The following is a 24640-nucleotide window of genomic DNA, read 5'->3' as shown; positions in this document are numbered from 1 at the left end:
TTCAGTTCGTTGTTCCTTTCACGTTTTCAGTTGACAAGACTCGACTGTCCAATTCGGGTGCGGGTGTGAGTCGAGCAAGGACGGCCTCCGCGTCCTGCATGATGCGTTCGACGAGTTCTGCGCTACTGGGGATGTCGTCGATCAGTCCGACGACCTGCCCGGTCGCCATGACTCCGATATCCGTGCGGCCGTCGAGGAGTGCGGATCGGTACAGCATCGGTGCGTTGGCGGCCATCACAACTTGCCGCCAGCCGAGTTCGTGGCTCTTCCGCATTTCCAGGCCTTCACGTATCAACTTCGACCAGGGAGTTCCCGAGAGACGTTGGAAAGCAACAGCATTGCGGGCAGCACGTAACATGCGCGTCGGTCCGTGGCTTGATTCGAGTTGATCGATCGTTCCTGCGCGCAGCACACGCTGAGGAACCCCGTCGATCTCGAGTGTGACCACGGTGTCGTTGACCGACTTCGAGAGATAGACATCTTTGACTGCCTGAGACACCGGTGAATCGCTGGTGAGCATGAAGCGAGTCCCCATCGCGATTCCGTCTGCACCGTAGGCGAGTGCTGAGACGAGACCTCGGCCGTCGAAATATCCGCCTGCCGCGATAACGGGGATGTCGACGGCGTCGACTACCTGTGGCAGAAGCAAACTCGTGGGGACTGCGCCTGTGTGTCCGCCGCCCTCGCCGCCTTGAACGACAACTGCGTCAACTCCCCACGCTGCAACTTTCTCGGCATGTCTGCGAGCTCCGATCGACGGCACGACAACAAGGCCTGCATCTTTGAGTCGGCCGATCAGCGCCTGGTTCGGTGCGAGCGCAAAGGAGGCGATCTTGACCCCCGATCGAATGAGAAGTTTGATTCTGCGATCGATGTCGTCCTGGTTGGCTCGCAAGTTCACGCCGAATGGTTGGTCGGTGCGGTCTTTGACGTAATCGATGGCGCTGACGAGTTCGTCGTAGGTCAGCATCGCCCCGGCGATGATTCCCAAACCGCCGGCTTTGGTTGTGGCCGCCGTAAGTCGGGCGTCCGAGACGTACCCCATGCCGGTCTGCACAATCGGATACTTCACACCGAAGAGTTCGCAGATACGGGTGTGCAGTGGCCCGGTACCTGAGTTCAGCACGGTCATGCCGGTACTTCCTTGTCACGTAGGTTCCGTGGATCGATGACGTTGCGAATCAGGTCGAGTTCCTCGCTTGTGGGGGTTCGAGTAGTGGGTACGGCTTTGGGCAGGTGGAGTTCGAACCCGGTTGCGGCTACTACTTCGTCGACGGTTACGCCGGGGTGAGTCGACACCAGACGCAACTGTCCGCTATCCGGCTCGAAGTCCAGAACTGCGAGATTTGTGACAACTCGTCGTAACTCGTGGTATCGGCTGGCCGACGGTCCGGCCTTGCGTGCATTGTCGTTTCCGACACCGGAAACCATGTCGACCTGTGAAGTGAGGACGCGTGCACTGTGTTTCGGCACCCAGTAACTTGTCGGGTGATGCACGGTATTGCTCGGCGCTCCGCGGACTCCCAAGAGTTGCACTGTCGGCCGCGAATGATCACCTATCGCGGAGATGTTGCAGTTCCCATAGGAATCGAGCTGCGTGGGAATCATCATGATGTGCCGTTTGCCATTCCAGACGAGATTGAAGATCTGGTTGAAGGGCAACCACGATTCGACCTCGCCTGCCGGAGTTCGGTCGACGGCCCACGTGCCGCGCACGGCTGACGCTTCTCCGTCGGACAAAACGAGATCGGGTTCGAAAGTGTGACGCGCCAATCGCACACCGATTGCAGGTGTCACGCCGAATGCGCTCGCGATCACTTCACCGTTGCCTCGGTACGCCTCGGCGCACGCGATCGCGCAGACCTCTGCCCGAGTGGCGTCACTCATGCCGGCACTCCTTCGAATTCCGCAGCGACGAGTCTCTGGTAGTCGGCCTCGGAGCCGGACAGATATCGGTCGACGAAGCGTTGCCAAGCTTCTGGATCTTTTGCTGCAGTGGCATATTCGAGTTGGAAAGCCTCGTCACGATCGTAGTCGGGTACGCAGGATGTGAAATGCGCACCACCTGGAGCGTGAACGACTCCCGATACAAGCAACCGGGGAATTCGAATCGTCGACGGATGTGCATCCGCGGTCAACTCCGCAGTGGGAACCACTTGTTCGCAAGAGACATAGACCGATTCGGCAGCTAGGCAGAACAGGTCGTCGAAGTACAGGTCCGGCCCGAGGTATTGGGCATTGCCATGCATGTCCGCGCGGTTCATATGTACCAGCGCGGCATCGAGGGGGAGCGCCGGCATCGCAACCAATGATTCGCCCGCATAAGGATCGACGATCGTCTGCAGTTCCGGATTCACCCGGAGGACGTCGGAACCGAGTCCCGCGCGAGTCGGCAGGTAGGGCATACGGATCCCGGCCGCGTACAGGCCCCATTGGAGCATGCCCTCGTCGTATTCGCTGACCTCGATACGACCAGCCTGTCGGGCTGCTCTGAAGTGAGGGTCCAGGGGTATCGAGTCCAGCGAGACGAAACCGAACACAACCTTTCGAACCTTTTCGGCTGCGCACAACAACCCCACATCAGCTCCGCCGTACGACACAACGGTCAGATCGGTCAGTTCTGACTTGAGGATCTCTCGGATGAGTGACATCGGCTTCCGGCGCGAACCCCACCCGCCGATTCCGATTGTCATTCCCGATCTCAGTCGACTTACGACATCTGCTTCCGACATTGTCTTGTCCGACACGCGTCCGTCCTCTCCTGGTATTTCACGAGCGCTCAAAGTCTCGTATCAAACGTTTGCTACGCGGTACGGAGCGACTGTAGCAAACGTTTGATTCGCGGTATAGAGTCAAAATTGCAACCTCGTCAGAGGTGACACGTGAAGACTCGTCAGGAGGACTTGAATGGAATGGTCGGATCGTCACGACTTGATACTCGAACAGGCTGCAGAACTGTTCGCCACCAAGGGGATCGCGGGCACCAAAGTTCGCGATATCGCTGATGCGGTGGGAATTCTGTCCGGAAGCCTTTATCACTACTTCCCATCGAAGGATGCAATCGCGAATACGATTGTCACACAATATCTTCAGGCGCTCACGAGCGCATACGGGTCGATCCTGGAATCTGCCGGTGACCCACGTACTCGCCTCGGTTCGCTGGTTCGAGCTTCGTTTCAGGTCAGTCAGGCGCACCCACACGCCTCCGAGATCTATCAGAACAACAGCACCTATCTCCGGAAACTTGACTCCTATCACGACATCCGTGAGGCCGCCCGTAGCACCAAGGACGCCTGGATCGCTGTTATCGAATCCGGAATGAGCGCAGGCGAGTTTCGATCGGACCTGCCGGCGGAGATTCTCTACGGACTGATTCGCGACGCTGTGTGGTTGTCGCTCCGATGGTTCAGCCCCACAGAGGAGTTCGGTCTTTCAGAGCTCGCCGATGCCGTCGTTTCGGTGTTTCTCGACGGCATCGATGCGCCGCTGAAATCAGCATCTGTCGGAAGTGGTCCCGCGCGAGAGGGTGTGAGGTCGTGAACCCGGCACCGCAGGGCGACAACGGTTTGTGTGAGCCCCTGGTGGCGGCGTGGTTCCGTGAGTATCTGCCCGATGCCACGCAAGGATTGCTCGAATTCGAACGGATCGCCGGTGGACGCTCGAACCTGACTTACTCGGTGAGCGACGAGGCAGGTTCTCGATGGGTGCTACGTCGACCCCCGCTCGGAATCAGGCATGCATCCGCCCATGATGTAATTCGCGAAGCTGACATTCTCGAGCGACTGCAGAACGTGCCGGTTCCGTCACCGATCGTTGTAGGCAAGTGCATTGACGAATCTGTGACTGGTGCTCCGTTCTTTGTCATGGACTTCATCGACGGCGCAGTCCTGCGTGATCCGGAGGTAGTACGCGCGAAAATCCCGTACGAAACGCGAGCCGGATTGGCCGCGGAACTGGTTCGCAATCTTGCCGCCCTGCACTCGGTCGACCCTCGTGAGATCGGATGGAATGCTCTGGCCGATCGGACGGACTACATCGATCGTCAGTTGAATCGGTGGTTGCGGAACTGGAAGGGTGATCGTGTGCGAGATAGCCTCGACCTCGAACGCACACATGCCAAGTTGTCTCGAAATATTCCCCCTCAGTGCAGTAGCAGCGTCGTGCACGGTGACTTTCGCCTTGACAACTGCATTGTCGGCGCCGACGGCGTGATCGCCGGAATACTGGATTGGGAACTGGCCACGGTGGGTGACCCCTTGGCAGACCTGGGCCAACTGTTGGTCTATTGGGCCGAACCCGATGACGATGTTTGTGCATTGGAGAATGCTCCGACTCGAATCGAAGGGTTCCCGTCGCGCGATGAGCTGTTGGACGTCTATATCTCTGCGGCCCAACAAGATGCGGACTTCAATATCGACTTCTACATTGCGTTCAACTGGTGGAAGATCGCATGCATTGTCGAGGGTGTGTACAGCCGCACGCTACGTGGCGCGATGGGCGAAATCGAGCGGTCGGCGGAATCGTTCGGCGCCCAGGCGGACAGGCTTGCGGCACAAGCGTGGCGAATGGCCCAACGGATTTGACGGAAATCTTCCGTGCGACTTTCTGGTCTAGTGGAATATGCCTCCGGGGCAACGTATTTCGTCCTTCTCTGTTCATGTTGCGGCGTTAACGTCCACCGTGATCCTTCTGTGAATGCTCCTGAGGTTTTTCTCTTCACACCCGATGTCAACATGGCACAATTTGTCACACTGAGATCGTTCGAACATCCGACGGTGACGGACGGCCTGGTGTCGCGGTGCTGTTGCAGCGGGCCGTAACCAGTAAGCCCGGTAGCGCTTTTCGGCTCCACGTACCCCACATGCACCATAAATTGTGGGAATGACTTCAAGGAATTCGCATGCAAGCTTCCGCTCGTGCAGACGCTACGACCCCGGCGGGGTTCCTGGATCGACTGGCGTCGGTCATGGATGCTTTCGAAGTGTCCGGACAGCTCACTCTCAGTCAAGTTTCGCGAATTACCGGCTTGCCTCGTTCGTCGGTGCATCGCATGCTCGAGCAGCTCGTCGCCAAGAAGTGGCTCCGGCGGGATGGCACTGATTACTGCCTTGGAATCAGATTGATGGAGCTGGGAAGCCTTGCAATACAACAGGATCGATTGTATTCGGTCGCTTTGCCCTTCCTTCGCGAGTTGCATCGAGTGACCGGACTGGTAGTGCAGTTCGGAGTGCTGGACGCGCCGGATGTCGTTTACCTCGACAAGATCGGCGGAATGCTGTCCGGTGTAGTTCCTACTCGTGTCGGCGAACGTTCTTCGGCTGACAGGTCGGCTCTTGGACGTGCGCTCCTTGCGTTCGGAGGCTCCCCTGTGGGCGCTGAAGCGCCGATGACTCTAAGGCAGGAACTCAGTCGAATACGTGATACCGGCGTAGCGTACGGCGCGGGGCTGTTGAGTCCCGGCCTCAATTGCGTTGCTGCACCGGTTGGGCCGCAAGGAAACGCGATTGCTGCCGTTGCTGTTTCCGGTCCGTCCGCGATGCTCAAACTCGACTACCGAAGTGCGGTACCTGTCCGCCTTGTAGCGTCATCGATTTGGGGGGCGGTTGGCCAAACTGCGACACATTTCGATGTTCAACGCACCATGCGTGAACTGCGAGCGTTGCCGTCGGCGGGACCCAGGCGTATGCGTTCGTGAACGTCGATGATCCGTAGACTTGGTCCTGCGCTGCCGCCTCGAATCGCGTCAAATGGCGATGGGGGTGAGACGAGGCTGGCCTGGCGTCTCGATGTCCAGCCGGTGGCGGAACTGATCGAAGGCGAAGTGGACGGTTCATGGCTTCCGCAGCCGATGCCAGGGTTCTTCCTGTTCGACTCCGAAGCACGATGGCGCACCGTGCGATACTGGCATGAGCATGGTTCAGTGTCTAACTCCCCGTCGCTCACCCAACGGCGGAAGGAGCAGGCAAAGTTGGAGATATCACGTTGTGCTGCAGAGCTTTTTGTTCTTCGCGGCGAGAATCCGGTGACTGCCGAGGGCATTGCACGCGCAGCTGGAATCGGACTTCGCACGTTCTATCGATACTTCCGGACGAAGGAAGATGCAGTGAGGCCGATACTCGCCAACGGGATCGACGAATGGCTCAGGTATATCGCGTCCAGTTCGCCGGGTACGCCTGTTGTTCAGGTGCTGGAATCCGCCGCCCGCGTTGCACTGAATTCACCTGCTGCGACACCCGACGCGATTGCGTTGATTCGCCGACTTCAAAGGATAATTCCTGGCGATCCGGCGCTTCAGAACGTGTGGCTGAGCTTGGTCAACGACACCGAGACTGCATTGGTGCTCGTACTGCGTGAATTGATGGGGCCCGGCGCAGACCCTCTGGAAGTGCGTTTGCTTGCAATTGCAGCGAACACGGCCCAGCGGATGGCCGTTGCCGCGTGGGTTGACGGGGAGTCCCCGGCGTATGGCGACGGCTCGCCTGCGGAAGTTGCGGTGAGGTGTATTCGCATTCTCACTGCGGGACTGGGGCACGTGTCGACCTGAACACCACTGGCCTTGTCGCATTCGTATTGATCGGTGCTGTAAGAACAGGCCGTTCTACTTCCGCATTTTTCTAGAACGTGTTCTACTTTATTGAAGGTTGGCGGGCTATCAATGGAGGCGGAAGATCATGGGTCAGGTTCTGGACAACATCTCACAGTTCGCCGACGAGATCCGCGCCGACGGGGTCGAGGGTGACAAGCTGATGCGCTTGACGGACGGCAGCGCGAAGCGTTTGCGCGACTCCGGCGTCATCCGGATGTTGCAGCCGAAGGAGTTCGGTGGCCTCGAGGCGCATCCGCGTGAATTCGCCGAGACGGCAATGGCTATCGGTGCGATGGATGGTGCCACGGGCTGGGTCAGCGGCATCGTCGGTGTTCATCCGTGGGAGCTTGCGTTCTTCGACCGCAAGGCTCAGGAAGAGGTGTGGGGAACCGATCCTGATACGTGGATGGCGTCGCCGTATGCGCCGATGGGTGTGGCGAGGCCGGTCGAGGGTGGGTACATCCTCAACGGTCGTTGGTCGTTCTCGTCCGGTACTGATCATTGTGACTGGATCATGATCGGTGCGATGGTCGGTGACGAGTCCGGTAAGCCGTTGATGCCGCCGAAGATTCTGCACGTGTTGTTGCCGCGTTCGGATTACGACATCGACCAGGGCAGCTGGAATGTCGTGGGTCTGCGCGGTACGGGGTCGAAGGATCTGATCGTCAAGGATGCGTTCTTGCCGACGTATCGGACTCTTGATGCGGGAAAGGTTTTCGACGGGACGGCGTGGAAGGAAGCGGGTCGTACGGAGACGTTGTACAAGTTCCCGTTCTCGTGCATTTTCCCGTTGGGGATCACTTCGTCGTTGATCGGTATCGCCGAGGGTGCGTTGGCGTGCAACATGGCGGCGCAGCGTGAGCGTGTGACGGTCAGTGGTGTTCCGATCAAGGAAGATCCGTACGTGCTGTTCGCGATCGGTGAGGCGGCGGCCGAGATCGCTGCTTCTCGGGCTGCGATCTTGGAGACGGTGGATCGTTTCTGGGACATGACGGAGAAGGGGCAGGAAGTTTCGTTCGAGCTTCGTGCGATCGGTCGGCGTACGCAGACTGCTGCGGCGTGGCGTGCGGTGCGGGCGGTGGACGAGATCTTTGCTCGTTCCGGTGGTGGGGCTTTGCAGTTGAGCACGCCGATGCAGCGGTTCTGGCGTGATGCGCATGCCGGTCTCGCGCATGCGATCCATGTACCCGGTTCCATTTTCCATGCGTCGACGCTCTCGCAGCTCGGTGGCGAGCCGAAGGGCATCCACAGGGCAATGATCTGAGCCGTCCTGGGGACACCCGGAGGTGTCCCCATCGCGGTTTTCGTGGGGGTCGATGAGCATGTCGGTGAATCTGGTCGATGACCTCGGACTGTCCGCAGAACCCGCATCGGAGTGACGGCCAACGCGCAATGTGGGTTATAGGGCAAACACCGATAGGCTGGCGGTCATGGCTGAGTTCATTTACACGATGAAGAAGGTGCGCAAGGCGCACGGTGACAAGGTCATCCTCGATGACGTCACGATGAGCTTTTACCCCGGCGCGAAGATCGGTGTCGTCGGACCGAACGGCGCTGGTAAATCCAGCATCCTCAAGATCATGGCCGGACTGGACCAGCCGGGCAACGGCGAGGCATTCCTGGCTCCGGGCGCGACCGTCGGCATCCTCATGCAGGAGCCGGAGCTCGACGAGACCAAGACTGTTCGCGAGAACGTCGAGGACGGTCTCGGAGAGACGATGGTCCAGCTCAAGCGGTACAACGAGATCGCCGAGCTGATGGCTACGGATTACTCCGACGAGCTCATGGAAGAGATGGGCGAGCTGCAGGAGAAGCTCGATCACGCAGATGCGTGGGAGATCGACTCGCAGCTCGAGCAGGCTATGGACGCCCTGCGCTGCCCCCCGCCGGAAGAGATGGTCACCCACCTCTCCGGTGGTGAGAAGCGACGCGTTGCGCTCTGCAAGCTGCTGCTGAGCAAGCCCGACCTCCTGCTCCTCGATGAGCCCACCAACCACCTCGACGCCGAATCTGTCCTGTGGCTCGAGCAGCATCTCGCTGCTTACCCCGGCGCAATCCTCGCCGTGACTCACGATCGCTACTTCCTCGATCACGTCGCGCAGTGGATCTGTGAAGTCGACCGCGGACGCCTGTACCCGTACGAGGGCAACTACTCCACCTACCTGGAGCAGAAGGCTGCACGCCTCGAAGTTGCCGGCAAGAAGGATCAGAAGCTGCAGAAGCGCCTCAAGGACGAGCTCGCATGGGTTCGTTCCGGCGCCAAGGCCCGCCAGGCCAAGAACAAGGCTCGTCTCGATCGCTACGAGGAAATGGCGAACGAAGCCGAGAAGACGCGCAAGCTCGACTTCGACGAGATCCAGATCCCGGCACCGCCGCGCCTGGGTGACGTGGTCGTGGAGGTCTCGAACCTCGACAAGGGCTTCGACGGTCGCGTTCTGATCAAGGATCTCTCGTTCACGTTGCCGCGCAACGGAATTGTCGGCGTCATCGGCCCCAACGGCGTCGGTAAGACGACGCTGTTCAAGACCATCGTCGGTCTCGAGGAGCCTGACGCCGGTGAGGTCAAGATCGGTCAGACGGTCAAGCTGAGCTACGTCGACCAGAACCGTTCCGGAATCGACCCCAAGAAGACGGTCTGGGAGACCGTGTCGGACGGGCTCGATTTCATCGTCGTCGGCCAGACCGAGTTTCCCTCGCGTGCGTACATCAGCTCGTTCGGTTTCAAGGGTCACGATCAGCAGAAGCCGGCCGGCGTCCTCTCCGGTGGTGAGCGCAACCGCCTGAACCTGGCGATGACGCTCAAGCAGGGCGGCAACCTGATCCTGCTCGATGAGCCCACCAACGACCTCGACGTCGAAACCCTCGGCTCGCTGGAGAACGCTCTCGAAGAGTTCCCCGGCTGCGCCGTCGTGATCTCGCACGATCGCTGGTTCCTGGACCGGACCTGTACCCACATCCTCGCGTGGGAAGGTGGCTTCGGCGACAACGAGGCAGCTTGGTACTGGTACGAGGGCAACTTCGAGGGCTACGAGGCGAACAAGGTCGAGCGACTCGGCCCCGACGCCGCACGCCCGCACCGCGTGACTCACCGCAAGCTCACCAGGGACTGATCCGGTGTCCGACGTATACACGGCGCAGATCCAGGTCCGGTGGGGCGATTCCGACCGGTTGGGTCACGTCAACAACACGCGTTACGTCGAGTACATGCAGGAAGCGCGCATCCAGTTCCTGGAAGCGAAACTGGCGCCGCTCGGCGGCCGGCCGGGATACCTCGTGGTTCGAAAGATGACCGTCGAGTTCCTCAAGCCGGTCACCGATCGGTCCGGTCCCTTGAATGTGGAGATCTTCACGACTCACGTCGGGACTTCCTCGTTCACGGTTCGGCACGTCATCCGTGACAACGCGGGTGTCGAATGCGCTTTCGGCGACGCGTTGATGGTCGGATTCGACACGGTGTCCGAAAAGTCCAGACCGCTGGCGGACAGCGAACGCGCGGTGCTCGAAGCATCGCTTGTTCAGATGACGACATCGTAGATTTCGTTTCTCAGTTCACCCTAGGTACTGGTTGCCGCGGCTAGTCTCGAGTCAGAGATTGGTCGCGGCGATCAGAACCCACAAGGATGTGAGCCAGCAATGACAGACCGTGTACGGCAGCAGGGCACAGGCCTCGACGAAGCGACGTTGTTGACGCGTCTTCGCGAGGCCTTTTTCACGCATATCGACGAGGGTGACAGCGACGACGTCATCAACGGTCGATCGGATCGAGTCCTGCTCGCGCATCTTGCGCTCGGGAGGCAGCGGACCCCGGGCACGGCCGTATGGCGTGTGTACCGCCCGTCAGGATCCGAGGGTCTCGGCGCTGCCGTCCAGATCGTCACCGACGACATGTCGTTGCTCGTCGAGTCCGTTACCGCGATGCTCAACCGACAAGGTGTGGGAATCAGTCAATTCGCCCATCCGATCCTGACGGTTGAACGCGATGACTCGGGCAATCTGATGTCCTTGGGCGACAGCGGTATCCAAGAATCCTGGATGCACGTCCAGTTGGACTCCGAAGTCGAGGATTCCGCTCTCGACGCGATCGAAGCACACCTCGGCAAGGTGCTCGCGGACGTCCGCCAGGTGGTTGGTGACACCCCGGACATGAAGGCATTGCAACTGCGCGTTGCCGACGAGTTGGAGAGTGCCGCAGAAACTGCCTCCGGGAGGATCACCCCCGAAGAATTCTCCGACACCGCCCGGCTGCTGCGGTGGATGGCGGACGGAAACTATGCCGTGCTCGGATACCGGCGGTTCGAGGGCACGAAGGACGGTTCACGCACGGTAGCCGGCAGTGGACTCGGCGTGCTGCGCTCCGACGCGGTCACCGAAGGCCCGATGAGTTTGCCTCCCGTCGCAGATCTCCCGGATCGACCGCTTCTGGTCCTGACGCAGGGATCGTTCCCCGCCACGGTGCACCGCGCTGTCTACCCGTACTTCGTGGGTGTCTCGATCCTCGACGACGAGGGAAACATCGTGGGGGAGCACAGATTCCTGGGTGTGTTCACCGTGGTCGCACTCCACGAGAACGTCCTCGCGATTCCTCTGATCGAGCGCCGCGTCCGCGAGGTCATCGCGCGTGCCGGTGTCGACCTGCATTCGTACTCCGGTCAGGCGATGCTCGAGGTCATCCAGTCGTTCCCACGCACCGAGTTGTTCTCGAGCGACGCCGAGACCTTGTTCGAGACCGTCCACGCCGTGCACAGCATCGGGCTGCGTCGACAGGTGCGACTCTTTGTCCGCGAGGACACGTTCGGACGCTTCGTGTCCTGCTTGGTGTACCTACCCCGCGACCGGTACACGACGCGGGTGCGACTGGCGATGCAAAACCTGCTGTGGCGCGAATTCGGACCAGGCACAGTCGATTACACCGCCCGGGTTACCGAGAATGATCTTGCGCTGTTGCACGTGACGATCCGGCGCGATCCGGACAGTGAGCCGGTTCATCTGGATGTCTCCGAGGCCAACCGCGAGCGAGTTCAGGCTCTGTTGACCGAAGTCAGTCGTAGCTGGGACGACCGCATCAACGACCTTGTTCGTGAAAGTCCGGGTGTGGATCCGGAACTGGTGCAGCGGTATTCGCGGGTGCTTCCCGATGGATACAAGGAGGACTTCGAACCGTCACGCGCGTTGGCCGACATCGCCCGACTCGAGGCGTTGGCGCCAGGCGCGATCGACGTACTGCTCTATCGTGCTGTGGACTCCGCGCCCGGTGCCTGGCGCTTCACGCTCTTCGTCGGCGGCGACGGTATCTCGTTGAGCCAGGTGCTACCGGTGCTGCAGTCACTCGGCGTCGAAGTTCTCGACGAGCGGCCGCACGTCGTGCAGCGACTCGACGGCGTTCAGTGCTGGATCTACGATTTCGGATTGTCGGTACCGGCGGATCTTCGGGCGTCGGTCGAGATCGACCTCGATGCGCAGGTGCCGCTCGAGACCAGTACCGCCCCGCTGACCGAGGTCCAGAAGCGATTCACGGCTGCATTCGGTGCAGTCTGGTTCGGCCGGGCCGAAGCTGACCGATTCAACGAGTTGGTGCTGCGGGCCGGAATGTCCTGGCGGCAAGCCGTGGTGCTGCGTGCTTACGCAAAGTATCTGCGCCAGGCCACATTTCCATACAGTCAGTTCCACATCGAAGGAATCGCGCTTACACACCCGCAGACCGCGTTTGCATTGGTGCAGTTGTTCGAGGCGATGTTCGACCCCGAGAAGCAGGACGACATTCGCGTCGCCGAATTGGACGAGCAGTTGCGTGCGTCCATCGACGAGGTACTCAGCTTGGATGCCGATCGCATTCTGCGTGGAATGTTCTCCTTGGTGAAGGCGACCTTGCGTACCAATTTCTACGTCGTCGACGCCGATGGCCGCTCTCGCGACTACCTGTCGGTCAAGCTCGATCCCTCACGGATCAGCGAGTTGCCCAAGCCGCGGCCGGCTTTCGAGATCTACGTGTACTCACCCGAGGTCGAAGGCGTCCACCTGCGATTCGGCGCAGTCGCGCGCGGCGGGCTCCGCTGGTCCGACCGGCGCGAGGATTTCCGCACCGAGGTGCTCGGCTTGGTGAAGGCTCAGGCCGTCAAGAACGCGGTGATCGTGCCGGTCGGCGCCAAGGGCGGCTTCGTCGTGAAGAATCCGCCTCTGCCGACGGGCGATCCGGCCGTTGATCGAATGGCGACGCTGGAAACCGGCAAGGCCTGCTACACCACGTTCATCTCCGGATTGCTCGACATCACCGACAACGTGCACGCGGCTACCGGCGAAGTTGTGACGCCGGATCGAGTGGTGTGCAAGGACGATCAGGATCGCTACCTGGTGGTCGCCGCCGACAAGGGCACGGCGACGTTCTCGGATCTCGCCAATTCGGTTGCCGCCAAGTACGACTTCTGGCTCGGCGACGCGTTTGCCTCCGGTGGCTCCGTGGGATACGACCACAAGGGCATGGGTATCACCGCTCGCGGCGCCTGGGAAAGCGTCAAGCGGCACTTCCGCGAACTCGGGGTCGACACGCAGACGCAGGATTTCACGACGGTAGGCGTCGGCGACATGAGCGGAGACGTGTTCGGCAACGGAATGCTCCTCAGTCGGCACATCCGTCTGGTGGGCGCGTTCGATCATCGACACATCTTCCTCGATCCGAACCCGGATGCAGCGAGCTCGTTCGTCGAACGTCAACGACTTTTCGAGTTGCCACGGTCGTCATGGGCCGACTACGACAAGAGCCTGATCAGTGAAGGTGGCGGCGTATGGGACCGCACGGTCAAGTCGGTTCCGATCGCCGAAAGCGTCCGGATCGCACTGGGTCTGGCCGAGGGGGTCACGAAGCTCTCGCCGCCGGAATTGATGCAGGCGATTCTGTCGGCACCGGTGGATCTGCTGTGGAACGGCGGAATCGGTACATACGTCAAAGCGTCGACCGAGACCAATGCGCAGGTTGGCGACAAGAGCAACGACGCCGTGCGTGTCGACGGTCAAGATCTGCGGGTCAAGGTGATCGGGGAGGGCGGCAACCTCGGCGTCACTGCTCTGGGAAGAATCGAGTTCAGCGCCAGCGGCGGTCACATCAACACCGACGCCATCGACAACTCGGCCGGCGTCGACTGCTCCGATCACGAAGTGAACATCAAGATTCTTCTCGATTCGCTCGTGCGTTCGCAGTTACTGCCCACGCAGGAACGGAATCCGTTGCTGGCGTCGATGACCGACGACGTGGCGGCGCTGGTGTTGGCGGACAACATTGCTCAGAACGCGCTGCTCGGAATCTCCCGCGTGACCGCTTCTCAGATGCTCGGTGTTCACCGCCGTCAGTTGACGGATCTGACCAAGGCACGTGGCCTTGACCGCAAACTCGAGGCGTTGCCGACCGACAAGGAGATCGAGCGTCGACTCGAGGCCGGTGTGGGTCTGACGTCGCCGGAATTGGCGACGCTGACGGCGCACGTGAAGCTTTCACTCAAGGACGATCTGCTCGCAACCGAGTTGCCGGACAACGATTTCTTCGCCCAGCAGATCCCGCAGTACTTCCCGACCGCTGTTCGCGATCGGTTCGAAACGGAGATCAAGGCACACCCGTTGCGGCGGCAGATCGTCGCGACGATGCTCGTGAACGAAGTGATCGACAACGGCGGAATCACGTACGCCTACCGCTTGGCCGAGGAGACCGGAGCGAGCAGTACGGACTCGATCCGTGCCTACGCCGCTGTGCGAGAGGTGTTTGCGCTCGACGAGGTGTGGTCGCGAATCCGCTCGGCGGGCGTCAGTGCAGAGATCGAAAACGAGTTGATCGTTGAGTCGTGCCGCTTGCTCGACCGCGCGTCGCGGTGGTTCCTGGCCAATCGGCCCCAGCCGATCGCCGTCGGCGCCGAGGTTGCGCGTTACTCGGCGGCGTATCGGGCTACGGCACCTCTGGTTCCGGGGCTGCTTGCGGGCCATCAGCTCGACGATCTGCTGGTGCGGGCTCAATCGGTGATCGATCGCGGGGCTCCGGAAGCGTTGGCGCTGGACGTGTTCCGACTGCTGGACGTCTACTGCCTGCTCGACATCGCGGATATCGCCGACATCGCAGATCACGACATCGCCGAAGTTGCGGAGCTGTACTACGCCTTGGACGCGCATCTGGGAATCGACTGGTTGCTGAGCGCGGTCTCGGGACTCGAGCGCGGCGATCGATGGCACTCGCTCGCGAGGCTCGCGTTGCGAGACGACCTCTACAGTTCGCTTCGGCAGCTGACGATGGAGGTTCTGGCCGGCGGCGAACCGGGGGAGTCGCCGCAGGAGAAGATCGACGAATGGGAGTCGACCAACGCCTCGCGTCTGAGCCGGGCGAGGGCAGCTCTCGTCGAGATCTTCGAGTCTGGGACGCTTGACCTCGCGACGCTCTCGGTGGCGGCGCGTCAGGTTCGTAGCATGGTGCGCAGCATGGGCACCCGATCGGAGGTAGGACGTTGAGCGAAGGATTCCACGCCGAAGTTGTGGTTCGGTGGTCCGACATGGATGCCTTCCAGCACATCAACCACGCACGGATGGTGACGTTGCTCGAAGAGGCGCGGATTCCTTGGTTGTTCGAAGACTCGCGCCCGACGGTCACCCTGCGTGACGGGGCCGTGATTGCCGATCTCCATGTGCGGTACCGCGGCCAACTGCGGCACGACGATTCGCCGCTCGACGTCTTCATGTGGGTGGAAAAGGTGCGCGCGGTGGACTTCACCATCGCGTACGAGGTTCGCCCCCGCGGTGCGGATCTCAGTGTCCCGCCGTCCATCGTGGCGTCGACTCAGATCGCGGCCTTCGATATCGACACTCAACGTTTGCGTCGCCTCAGCGGGCCCGAGCGCGAGTACTTGGAGAGCTGGCAACGTGCATGAACGTGTACTGACCGTGCCCGAGGAGGCCGAGCGAAAGAACTTGGCCGGCTTCATCGGTCATGCCTTGCGTTTGGACGAGTCCACGGTCATCCGGATGCGTCGACGCGGAGATGCTCACCTGAGCGTTTGGGCGTCAACGGGTTTCGACGCTCTCGCTACGCGAACCGTGGCGGGCACCATCAACCCTGACGACACCTCGGCTGCCGGCGATCAGTTGCTCTCGGCGGTGGAGCAGGCGACAAGTGAGCTGATCGATCCGGGGTTCGCCATGGATTCGGCGTGGCGTGGGGCGTTGCCGCCGATGGACGGCTTCGAGCACCTGGACGACGTACCCGCCCGGGTGCTGATCGAACTGGCGCAGCGGGGCAACGCCTTGGCACTGGAGCATGGAAGTAGTCACGGTCCGCCGGCGTCGTTGCTCGATCAGGACGTGCTCGAGGTCAGTGGTCCGTCCGGCACGGTCGGGATCTCGATGCGGGTTATTTTTGCCTTGACCGCAATGGGATTCGTTCCGCACGCCGGGTCCGAGGCGATGACCGCCGACATCGACCTCGAGCAGATCGACGCCTCGGAACTGGTTCGGGTGCGGGCGAGCAAATCCTGGGTGCGGCTCGATGCACGGTTCGGTTCGATCTACCGTCACCGCGGTGGTTCGATACCGCTGATGGTCGCACGATAGGAGTTCAGGTGGCGGGTGCGATGTTCTCTCAGATCAGCCACGCCGCAGCGTTGACGGGTAGTTGACCGTCGACGAGTGGTGCGCTGCTCAACAGCAGCTGCCCGTTCGGCAGTGCGATCGGCGCCTCCGTGGTGTTGAGAGCACAGATCAGACCACCGCGTCGACGGAAAGCGAGGCAGCCGGGGGGACTGCCGTACCAATCGATGTCGGCGCCGGAGAACTCCGGCCTGGCGCTACGAAGTTCGAGTGCGGCGCGATAAAGCGAGAGCATCGAGTCGACGTCCTCGATCTGCGCCTCCACCGTGAGCGTCGACCACTCGCGTGGCATCGGCAACCAGGTGCTCGCGCCGGTGGTGAATCCGAACGGGGGTTCGCTTCCTTCCCACGGAAGGGGCACTCGGCAGCCGTCGCGTCCTCGCTCGGCATGTCCGGATCGTTCCCAGACCGGGTCCTGTAGTGCCTCGTCGGGCAGGTCGACGTTCGGCAGGCCGAGTTCGGCTCCGTTGTAGATGAAGCTCGCGCCCGGAAGCGCCAGTTCGACGAGGATCATCGCCCGTGCGCGTTGGGTTCCGATCGCACCCCCGCCGTAGCGCGTGACTTCACGTTCGACGTCGTGATTCGACAGCGTCCACGTGGGCACACCCCCGACCTCGGCGACGGCCGCAAGAGAGTTCTCCACGGCCTCCCGGACGGACTCGGCGGAGAATTCGGTTTCTGCAAGTCGGAAGTTGAATCCGAGATGCAGTTCGTCTGGCCGGATGTATTCGCCGAACTTCTGGTTGTCCTTCACCCAGATCTCGCCGACGGTCATCGCCTCCGGGAACTCGTCCATGACCTTGCGGATGCCGCGGTGGATTTCGTGAACTGCCGGGTTGTTGAACCGCGGGTCGTCGTCGGAATTGCGCATGAGCTCGTTGAGCTCCCAGTCGTGGTCCGGCAAACCGTCGGGCTTGGCCATTCCGTGGGCCACGTCGATGCGGAATCCGTCGATTCCGCGCTCGAGCCAGAAGCGCAGAGTCTTGGCGAGGTCGTCGAAGACCTCGGGGTTGTCCCAGTTCAGGTCGGGCTGTTCCTTGGCGAAGATGTGCAGGTACCACTGGCCGGGTGTTCCGTCGGCTTCGGTGACGCGGGTCCACGCCGGGCCGCCGAAGATGCTCGGCCAGTTGTTCGGCGGTTCGTTGCCGTTCTCACCTTTGCCGTCTCGGAAGATGTAGCGGGATCGCTCCGCCGAATCGGGCGCCGACGCCAGGGCTGCCTTGAACCACTCGTGCTGATCACTCGTGTGGTTCGGGACCAGGTCCATCGTGACCTTGATTCCGCGTTCGTGGGCTGACGTGATCAGCGAATCCATCGTCGCCAGATCGCCGAACAAGGGATCGATGTCGCGAGGATCCGAGACGTCGTAGCCGTGGTCTGCCATCGGTGACTTCATCACCGGGCTCAACCAGATTGCATCGATGCCGAGCAGTTCGAGGTAGCCGAGTTTCTCCTCGACTCCGCCGAGGTCGCCGATACCGTCGCTGCCCGAATCGGCAAAAGAACGCGGATAGATCTGATAGAAGACCGCCTCGTTCCACCACGGGGCTTCGGGCCGGCTTACAGAGGACGAATCCGCGGGGGTGCTCACAGCAGTTCATAGTGCCAAACGTCTGGCACTCTCACGACTTGGACACGGCAAAAGCGTGACTCTTTACCTAGCCTTGGTGTACTTTGCATTCACGCGGTGACACCATGTGGCAACTTTGGTGTTACTGCCGGGGGAGAAGTATTCGGGAATTCAACCAAGGGGGCTTGGCCTTGACTTTGTCGGCAATCGAAGCGGTCAGTTTGGATCATGTACTGCTCGAGGATGATCCGATCAACCGCGACTGGATAATCTTCGGCACACCGGTTGCACGGTCGGCGCAATGGTCGGCGAGTAAAGACGGGACCACGACTACACACGTCTGGGATTGCACGAAGGGGCGCTTCCGCTGGTACTTCCACGCGGACGAAATCGTGCACATCATCGAAGGGTCGGTCACCGTTCAGGCCGACGGAATCGCCGAGCGAACCCTGAGTGTCGGCGATGCCGCACTCTTCCGTGCGGGCAGTTGGTCGGAGTGGGAGGTCGAAGAGTACGTGCGCAAGCATGCAATCTTGAGTTCGCCCCTGCATCCCACGGTGTCGTTCGGGGTACGAGCAGTCCGCCGGGTCGCGCGCGTGTTCAGGCCGAAGGCTAGGTAGACGGTCAGATAGCGGAGTTCACCATGGACGCGGCAGCCATCTCCATGTAGTCGATCAACTGCTTGCGGTGCACCGGGCTCAGAGTCTTCTCGTCGATGGACGCGATGGCGACGTGCATACACCGCAGCCACGCATCACGCTCGATCGGGCCGATCACGAATGGATTGTGGCGCATACGCAGACGCGGGTGTCCACGCTCCTCCGAGTACGTGTGCGGTCCGCCCCAGTACTGCTCGAGGAACATCCGCATCCGCCGCTCGGCCGGGCCGAGGTCGGCCTCGGGGTAGAGCGGGCGCACAACCTCGTCCTTCGCTACTTCTTCGTAAAATCGCGCGGTGAGCTTGTGAAACGTCTCGGCTCCGCCGACGGCGTCGTAGAAGGTCTGCTGCACGTCGTGCTGTACGTCATTCATGGCAAGTTCCATTGTGCCTGACGGCCGTAGTGGTCGGTTTCCGGGTCGACGACGGTTGTATCGAGTCGGAGTGCGTACCCATTCACCGGAAATTCACCGGCCGTCCTGGCAATTTTGTTCGAAATGAGAGTGCGTAACGCAATCATCCGTGGTCAACTTGGGGGCAGTCTCCCGGAGGTCGTATGAAGAACCGACATGCTGCACGCAATCACCGACAACTCCAGCCCACTAGCGCGCGGAACGACCACGCGTTAGGGGCTGTTCTGGAAGTTGTTCCTGACGGGTTCGCGCACACTGCCGACCCACTCTTTTCCGACGAGCATTCTCACCTCGAGATGTTCCCTCCCGATCGCGTAGTCCCCGAGTGGGTGAAACGTCGGGTGCTACTGCTCAACGTCACGTACGAGCCGCTGACCGCCCTTCCTGCCAGGCGCGCGGTCGTACTGATGGCCTGCGGCAAGGCCGATACCGTCCACGAGGACGAACAGGGCCCGGTAGTCCATTCCGCGGACTGGTCGGTGCAGGTTCCCTCGGTCATTCGATTGCGCACCTACGTGCGCGTTCCGTATCGCGCCCGCATCCCCATGACTCGTGCCGCGCTGATGCATCGTGACCACTTCCGATGTGCGTACTGCGGAGCCAAAGCCGAAACCATCGACCACGTCGTTCCTCGCAGCAGAGGTGGCGGGCATTCGTGGGAGAACTGCGTCGCGTGCTGCGCCCCCTGCAATCACCGCAAGGCCGACAAGATGCTCAGCGAACTCGGATGGACCCTCCGTGCGGAATTGGTCCCGCCGTCCGGACCGCACTGGCGTCTGCTCGCGGCGACCAAGGAATTGCATCCGGCGTGGATGCCTTATCTCGGCGTGGGCGCAGCCTGAGCTATGTGTCGGCGTGGGCGCAGCCTGAGCAATGTGTCGGCGTGGGCGCAGCCTGAATTGAGTTCTAGCGTCACCGAAACGAAATTGCCCGAGAATTTGTGGCCCTGACGCTTTCCTTCCTGGCGTTCTGGGCTACGTTATCTGGTGTGAGCATTCTCGAGGTAGTACTGATATACGTTGGGATTCCGGCCTTGATCACCGCGTTCTTCGCGGCTGCGTCCTTCCTCGGGAAGAAGACGCCGGGACCGGTTCCGCCGGCGTTCCATCTCGGCGAGTCGTGGGATCACGCTCCCGTGCTGTGGAGTGCTGTCGACGAGGTCACCGTTCGCGGTGGCCATCACGGCAGTGCACACGCAATCGAAGCCGGTTCGGCTGATCTGATCGGAGGGTCCGCAAGTGGCAAGTGGTGATCATTCGACCGCGCTCGCAGTAGCGCCCGAGGACCTGCCCGTCGGCAGCGTCGTCACGTCCAGTGGACGCGTATCCGGTGTGCATCGCATCGGCGAGCCGTTCACCGACGATCTTCCGTTCGCGACCATGGATCTGGTCGCGCTCGACGTCGCGATGACCGAAGCGACGCGGGCCACCAAGGTGCGGTTCAACGCGTACGTCGGTGATCTCGGTTCTGATCCGGCAGCGGGTGCCGACGCATTGTTCCCGACCACGCCCGAAGCCGAGCGTTCCGTCCTGATCGCCGTTTCGCCCAACCAGCGCACCGTCGAGGTTCGCAGCGGTCGGGCAATCGCCGATCGGGTCACCGATCGTGTTACCCAGCTCGGAGCAACGGCAGCTGTTGCATCCTTCAGTGAAGGCAACCTGATCGACGGACTGATCAGTGCCATCCGCGTTATGGCAGCCGCAATTTCAGCGCCGTAACTGTTTGTCAGACACAGGCCGGTGCCCGCGTCGATTCGTGAGAATCGACGCGGGCACCGGCCTTTTGCATGTCAGCTCGCGTCGAACTTTCGTGCTGCGAGTGAACGAACCACGCCGGCCTGGCCTTCGACGACCAGGCGACGCAACGCGGGAGGGATGTCGCCTTCGAGGAACCGGTCTGCTGCCGCTACGGATTCGTCCGAGATCGACCACGACGGGTACAGCCCGATGACGACGGTCTGTGCCACTTCGCTCGAGCGTCGTTCCCACACCGCCGCGATATCGGCGAAGTAGCGGGAGACGAAGGGCTCGAGCAATTCGTCCTGGCCTTCGCGAGCGAACCCGCCGATGATCGATCGCGCGGTGATGTTGGGCACGGAGTCGTCGCCGACGACCTTTGCCCAGACCTCTTCCTTGACAGCGACCTGCGGACGTCCGGCCGCGGCCGCCGCGGCTTGACGAGCGCCCGCAGCGGTCGGGTCACGCTGAGCTTCGGCGTCGATGAATGGAGTTGCGGTTCCTTCGGCGTCGATCTCACCGGCGGCCGCGAGTGCCCCGACGATGCGCCAGCGCAGGTCCGTGTCGACGATCAGGCCGTCGAGCCCAACGGTGGAGGGATCGGCGTCGAGCAATTCGCGCAGTACCTCGGTGTGCCACGGGGAGAGTGCTGCGCCGGTGAGTGCGTTGACGAATGCCAGCTGGTGGTCGGACCCGGCCTCTGCCTCACGTGCGAGTTCGAGCAACCGATTGGCGAAGCTCGCCGCGCCTTCGGCCTCGGCCCAGGCCGGATCTGCGTAGGAGCCGATGGCGGTTTGGGCTTGGAGCAAGAGACGTTGCACCACACCGACTTCGGTCTCCGAACTGATGCCGCGCTCGACCAGCGCGACGAAGTCGCGTGCCTTCAGTTCGGCTTGACGGGTCATTTCCCACGCCGCCGACCAGACCAGGGTGCGGGGGAGTGAGTCGGTGATGTCGCCGACCCGCTCGATCGCCGTCGCCAACGATTCGGGATCGAGTCGCACGGAGCCGTAGGTGAGATCGTCGTCGTTGACCAACACGAGTGCACCGCGGGCGACGCCGACAAGTTCGGGGACATCCGTGCTTTCCACAGCATCGAGGTCGAGTTCGACGCGATGGCTTCGCACCAACTTGCCGTCGACGTCGTCGTAGATTCCGATGGCGATCCGGTGGATTCGACGCTCCCCGGCGCCTGGTGCAGCACCGTCCTGCAGGACGGCGAAGCGGGTGAACTTTCCGTCTGCGTCGACATCGAAGTCGGGGCGCAGGATGTTCAAACCGGTGGTCTTGAGCCACTGCCGACCCCAGTCGGAAAGGTCACGGCCCGAGGACTTTTCGAGTGAGCCCAGCAGATCGTCGAAGGTTGCGTTTCCGAATGCGTGCTCACGGAAGTACTCACGCAGTCCGGCGAGGAACGGCTCGAGTCCGACGTATGCCACCAACTGCTTGAGGACGCTGGCGCCCTTCGCGTACGTGATGCCGTCGAAGTTCACCTCGACGGCGGCCAGGTCCGGAATGTCCGCGGCAATCGGGTGCGTCGACGGCAACTGGTCCTGGCGGTACGCCCACGACTTCTCGACGTTGGCGAACGTCGTCCAGGCGTTCGTGTACTCCGTGGCCTCGGTCTGGCACAGGACCGAAGCGAAGGTCGCGAACGACTCGTTGAGCCATAGGTCGTCCCACCACGCCATCGTGACGAGGTCGCCGAACCACATGTGCGCCATTTCGTGCAGGACCGTTTCGGCACGACGTTCGTACGAGTAGCGGGTCACCTTGGAGCGGAAGACGTAGTCCTCGAGGAATGTCACGGCGCCGGCATTCTCCATCGCGCCCGCATTGAATTCGGGGACGAAGAGCTGGTCGTACTTGCCGAAAGCATAGGGAACACCGAAGTTGCGGTGGTAGAAGTCGAATCCCTGCTTGGTCTCGGTGAACAGTCGCTCCTCGTCCATGAACTCGGCCAGCGAAGCGCGGCAGAAGATTCCGAGCGGGATGTCGCCGTGCTCGTCGGAGTAGTTGTCGGTCCACTGCGCGTAGGGACCGGCGATGAGCGCCACCAGGTACGTGCTCATCTTCGGGGTGGTCCGGAAAACGTGCTTGCCGGGATCGGCGGCAAGGGTCTCGACGACCGCGGAGTTGGAGATGACCTTCCACGACGTGGGAGCGGTGACGCGGACGTCGAACGTGGCCTTGAGATCAGGCTGATCGAAGCACGCGAACATGCGCTTGGCGTCGGCCGTCTCGAACTGTGAATAGAGGTAGACGGAGTCATCGGTCGGGTCGACGAATCGGTGCAGTCCCTCGCCGGTGTGGGAGTAGATGCAATCGGCCTCGATGACCAACTCGTTGTCGGCAGCGAGGTCGGGCAGGCTGATGCCCGTCGACTCGTCGTAGCCGGAGACGTCGAGCGCGGTGCCGTTGAGGACCGCGGAATGGACTCTGGCCGCGACGATGTCGATGAAGCTGCTTGCTCCGGCCGTGGCGGTGAACGTGACGGTGGTCTTCGAGGAGAACGTCTCCTCGCCGGGTGCGTCTTTGCCGTCGGTGAGATCGAGTTCGATCAGGTAGTTCTCGACGGTCAGGATTGCTGACCGTTGCGCTGCGGTTTCGCGTGTCAGGTTCGGTGCGACCACAAAGATCTCCTCGTAGATGGTGCGGATCTATTACGTCCATCCCATCACGAAGAGAACGACTTCACTCAAGCGGACACTTCTGCCAGCGGAATCTCCGGGTCGGCCAACCGCTCCGGATCGACGGGACGCGAAGACGCGACCAATTCCTTGATGGCGTCACCGGCATCCCAGATGTTCACGTTCATGCCGGCGAGCACCTTGTTCGCGGAATCGAGCCAGAATGCCAGGAACTCGCGCTTGTCGACGTCGCCGCGAGTGACGACACGGGAGTAGCCGCCGTGCGGTGCGTGACCTACGTATTCCATTCCGAGGTCGTACTGATCGGTGAAGAAATACGGCATGCGTACGTACTCGGCGGGCCGTCCCAACATGGTCTCTGCGGCCGTCTCGGGTTGGTTGAGTGCGTTTGCCCAGTGCTCCACCCGAATTCGTGCATTCAGAATCGGATGCTGTGCGGCCGCGATGTCACCCACTGCGACCACGTCGGGGTCGCTGCTCTGCAGACCGGCGTCGACGAGAACCCCGTTCTCGACGTCGATACCCGCCTCCGATGCCAACTCGGTGTTCGGCAATGCGCCGACAGCGATCAACACGGCGTCGGCCGGAATCACGGTTCCATCGATCAAAGTGACGCCCGAGGCGTGACCGCCGTCGACAGAGATTGCGGTGACGTCCGTGCCGGTGCGTAAGTCCACCCCGTTCTGGCGGTGCAGTGCGGCGAAGACCTCACCCATTTCCGGGCCGAGGGTCGATTCGAGCGGAAGTCCGGCATGCTCGAGCACGGTGACGTCGACGTCGAAACCGCGAGCCGACGCGGCAATTTCGAGGCCGATCCAGCCGGCACCGATCACGACGAGCTTCTTGTCGGCGGCCAGGGTGCGCAGCAGCGCGGCGGCCTGATCGACTGTTCGCACGTAGTGAACGCCCTCGGCGTCGGATCCCGGGATGTCGAGGCGCCGCGACCGCGAACCGGTGGCCAAGGCGAGCTTGTCGTAGCTGATCGTGGAACCGTCCGGAAGTGACACGGTGTGCGCAGCGGGGTCGATGGCCGTTGCCGTCGTTCCCGGGCGAAGATCGACGCGATGGTCGCGAAACCACTCGCCGTCGTGGACGGTGAATTCGGGGAGTGTCTTCTTGCCGGCGAAGAACTCTTTCGACAGCGGCGGACGCTCGTACGGGAGGTGGTCTTCTTCACTCAATACGGTGATCTCACCGTCGAAATCTCTGTCACGCAGGGCTTCTGCGATCTTTGCGCCCGCGAGCCCGCCGCCGACGATCACGAATCTCCGGTTGGTGCTCATTACTGAACCACTCCTTCGTACTCGTTTCTTTTCGACACTACTGCGATCGGGAGGTGGTTCGGGGGAAAGCGCGGGAAGGATTGCGGGTTCATGATTGTTGGCAGAACGGGAGTATGTCCCCGAACTGATAT

At 61.6% G+C, this 24640-nt stretch carries 21 protein-coding genes; 14 read left to right on the top strand and 7 right to left on the bottom strand.

All coding sequences use genetic code 11. The features are described 5' to 3' along the window. Nucleotide 1: 1 nt before the first annotated feature. From ATN38_RS13640 to ATN38_RS13630, 3 genes are read right to left on the bottom strand one after another with little or no spacing between them, the layout of a single operon-like run. Entirely contained in the window at nucleotides 2-1132 is a 1131-nt protein-coding gene (locus ATN38_RS13640; protein WP_042446094.1) for a nitronate monooxygenase family protein, read from the bottom strand. After that, on the bottom strand, nucleotides 1129-1887 hold the full coding sequence (locus tag ATN38_RS13635; protein WP_218748103.1) for a CoA-transferase subunit beta: 759 nt from the start codon (nucleotides 1885-1887) through the stop codon (nucleotides 1129-1131). The genes ATN38_RS13640 and ATN38_RS13635 overlap by 4 nt, the downstream gene beginning before the upstream one ends. Then, the gene (locus tag ATN38_RS13630) at nucleotides 1884-2747 is read right to left on the bottom strand and encodes a CoA transferase subunit A (protein WP_007733364.1); all 864 of its coding nucleotides are present in this window, start codon (nucleotides 2745-2747) and stop codon (nucleotides 1884-1886) included. The genes ATN38_RS13635 and ATN38_RS13630 overlap by 4 nt, the downstream gene beginning before the upstream one ends. 160 nt (nucleotides 2748-2907) lie before the next feature. Here ATN38_RS13630 and ATN38_RS13625 point away from each other — a divergent pair, with 160 nt between their 5' ends. The 10 genes from ATN38_RS13625 to ATN38_RS13580 all read left to right on the top strand — a co-directional run bounded on the left by ATN38_RS13625 (nucleotide 2908) and on the right by ATN38_RS13580 (nucleotide 16162). After that, nucleotides 2908-3540, top strand: coding sequence for a TetR/AcrR family transcriptional regulator (locus ATN38_RS13625; protein ID WP_007733365.1), 633 nt, complete (start codon nucleotides 2908-2910; stop codon nucleotides 3538-3540). Beyond that, nucleotides 3537-4583 carry a phosphotransferase family protein gene (locus ATN38_RS13620; RefSeq protein ID WP_007733366.1) on the top strand — a complete coding sequence of 349 codons (1047 nt, stop codon included), beginning with the start codon at nucleotides 3537-3539 and terminating at the stop codon, nucleotides 4581-4583. Before ATN38_RS13625 ends, ATN38_RS13620 begins: the two co-directional genes overlap by 4 nt. Nucleotides 4584-4900: 317 nt before the next feature. Continuing rightward, the gene (locus ATN38_RS13615) at nucleotides 4901-5695 is read left to right on the top strand and encodes an IclR family transcriptional regulator (RefSeq protein WP_007733367.1); all 795 of its coding nucleotides are present in this window, start codon (nucleotides 4901-4903) and stop codon (nucleotides 5693-5695) included. 225 nt (nucleotides 5696-5920) lie between these two features. Next, entirely contained in the window at nucleotides 5921-6544 is a 624-nt protein-coding gene (locus tag ATN38_RS13610; RefSeq protein ID WP_308256166.1) for a TetR family transcriptional regulator, read from the top strand. A gap of 127 nt (nucleotides 6545-6671) precedes the next feature. Next, nucleotides 6672-7850 carry an acyl-CoA dehydrogenase family protein gene (locus ATN38_RS13605; RefSeq protein WP_218748102.1) on the top strand — a complete coding sequence of 393 codons (1179 nt, stop codon included), beginning with the start codon at nucleotides 6672-6674 and terminating at the stop codon, nucleotides 7848-7850. A gap of 166 nt (nucleotides 7851-8016) precedes the next feature. Then, complete coding sequence (gene ettA, locus ATN38_RS13600) at nucleotides 8017-9696, top strand: energy-dependent translational throttle protein EttA (protein ID WP_007730925.1); 1680 nt, start codon at nucleotides 8017-8019, stop codon at nucleotides 9694-9696. Nucleotides 9697-9700: 4 nt separating this feature from the next. Further along, nucleotides 9701-10120, top strand: a complete 420-nt coding sequence (locus tag ATN38_RS13595; protein ID WP_003944475.1) for a thioesterase family protein — start codon at nucleotides 9701-9703, stop codon at nucleotides 10118-10120. A 99-nt stretch (nucleotides 10121-10219) separates the two neighbouring features. After that, a complete protein-coding gene (locus ATN38_RS13590; RefSeq protein WP_218748101.1) occupies nucleotides 10220-15067 on the top strand; it encodes an NAD-glutamate dehydrogenase in 4848 nt (1615 codons plus the stop codon). Next, nucleotides 15064-15483, top strand: coding sequence for a thioesterase family protein (locus ATN38_RS13585; protein WP_003944573.1), 420 nt, complete (start codon nucleotides 15064-15066; stop codon nucleotides 15481-15483). The genes ATN38_RS13590 and ATN38_RS13585 overlap by 4 nt, the downstream gene beginning before the upstream one ends. Beyond that, nucleotides 15476-16162: a hypothetical protein gene (locus tag ATN38_RS13580; protein ID WP_007730934.1), complete on the top strand. Its 687-nt coding sequence runs from the start codon at nucleotides 15476-15478 to the stop codon at nucleotides 16160-16162. Before ATN38_RS13585 ends, ATN38_RS13580 begins: the two co-directional genes overlap by 8 nt. A gap of 28 nt (nucleotides 16163-16190) precedes the next feature. Here the strand turns inward: ATN38_RS13580 and ATN38_RS13575 are convergent, their stop codons facing one another. Next, complete coding sequence (locus tag ATN38_RS13575) at nucleotides 16191-17789, bottom strand: glycoside hydrolase family 13 protein (RefSeq protein WP_218748100.1); 1599 nt, start codon at nucleotides 17787-17789, stop codon at nucleotides 16191-16193. Nucleotides 17790-17959: 170 nt separating this feature from the next. Between ATN38_RS13575 and ATN38_RS13570 the strand changes: the two genes are divergently transcribed. Continuing rightward, on the top strand, nucleotides 17960-18388 hold the full coding sequence (locus ATN38_RS13570) for a cupin domain-containing protein (protein WP_228401110.1): 429 nt from the start codon (nucleotides 17960-17962) through the stop codon (nucleotides 18386-18388). A gap of 4 nt (nucleotides 18389-18392) precedes the next feature. Here the strand turns inward: ATN38_RS13570 and ATN38_RS13565 are convergent, their stop codons facing one another. Then, entirely contained in the window at nucleotides 18393-18800 is a 408-nt protein-coding gene (locus ATN38_RS13565; RefSeq protein WP_003944464.1) for a globin, read from the bottom strand. A 182-nt stretch (nucleotides 18801-18982) separates the two neighbouring features. Between ATN38_RS13565 and ATN38_RS13560 the strand changes: the two genes are divergently transcribed. From ATN38_RS13560 to ATN38_RS13550, 3 genes are all read left to right on the top strand, one after another. Next, nucleotides 18983-19681, top strand: a complete 699-nt coding sequence (locus ATN38_RS13560) for an HNH endonuclease (RefSeq protein ID WP_003944465.1) — start codon at nucleotides 18983-18985, stop codon at nucleotides 19679-19681. Nucleotides 19682-19827: 146 nt separating this feature from the next. Further along, complete coding sequence (locus tag ATN38_RS13555; RefSeq protein WP_007730943.1) at nucleotides 19828-20091, top strand: hypothetical protein; 264 nt, start codon at nucleotides 19828-19830, stop codon at nucleotides 20089-20091. Then, on the top strand, nucleotides 20078-20557 hold the full coding sequence (locus ATN38_RS13550) for a DUF5130 domain-containing protein (RefSeq protein WP_218748099.1): 480 nt from the start codon (nucleotides 20078-20080) through the stop codon (nucleotides 20555-20557). The genes ATN38_RS13555 and ATN38_RS13550 overlap by 14 nt, the downstream gene beginning before the upstream one ends. Before the next feature lie 71 nt (nucleotides 20558-20628). Here ATN38_RS13550 and pepN read toward each other — a convergent pair whose 3' ends face one another. After that, nucleotides 20629-23208, bottom strand: coding sequence for an aminopeptidase N (gene pepN / locus ATN38_RS13545; RefSeq protein ID WP_030536648.1), 2580 nt, complete (start codon nucleotides 23206-23208; stop codon nucleotides 20629-20631). A 65-nt stretch (nucleotides 23209-23273) separates the two neighbouring features. Beyond that, nucleotides 23274-24509 (bottom strand): NAD(P)/FAD-dependent oxidoreductase, encoded by a 1236-nt coding sequence (locus ATN38_RS13540; RefSeq protein ID WP_007730948.1) that lies wholly within the window; start codon nucleotides 24507-24509, stop codon nucleotides 23274-23276. Nucleotides 24510-24640 lie beyond the last annotated feature (131 nt).

This window comes from Rhodococcus sp. FH8 (assembly GCF_019266085.1).
In the GTDB taxonomy this organism is placed as follows: Bacteria; Actinomycetota; Actinomycetes; order Mycobacteriales; family Mycobacteriaceae; genus Rhodococcus_F; species Rhodococcus_F qingshengii.
This window is presented reverse-complemented; position numbering and strand designations above follow the sequence as displayed.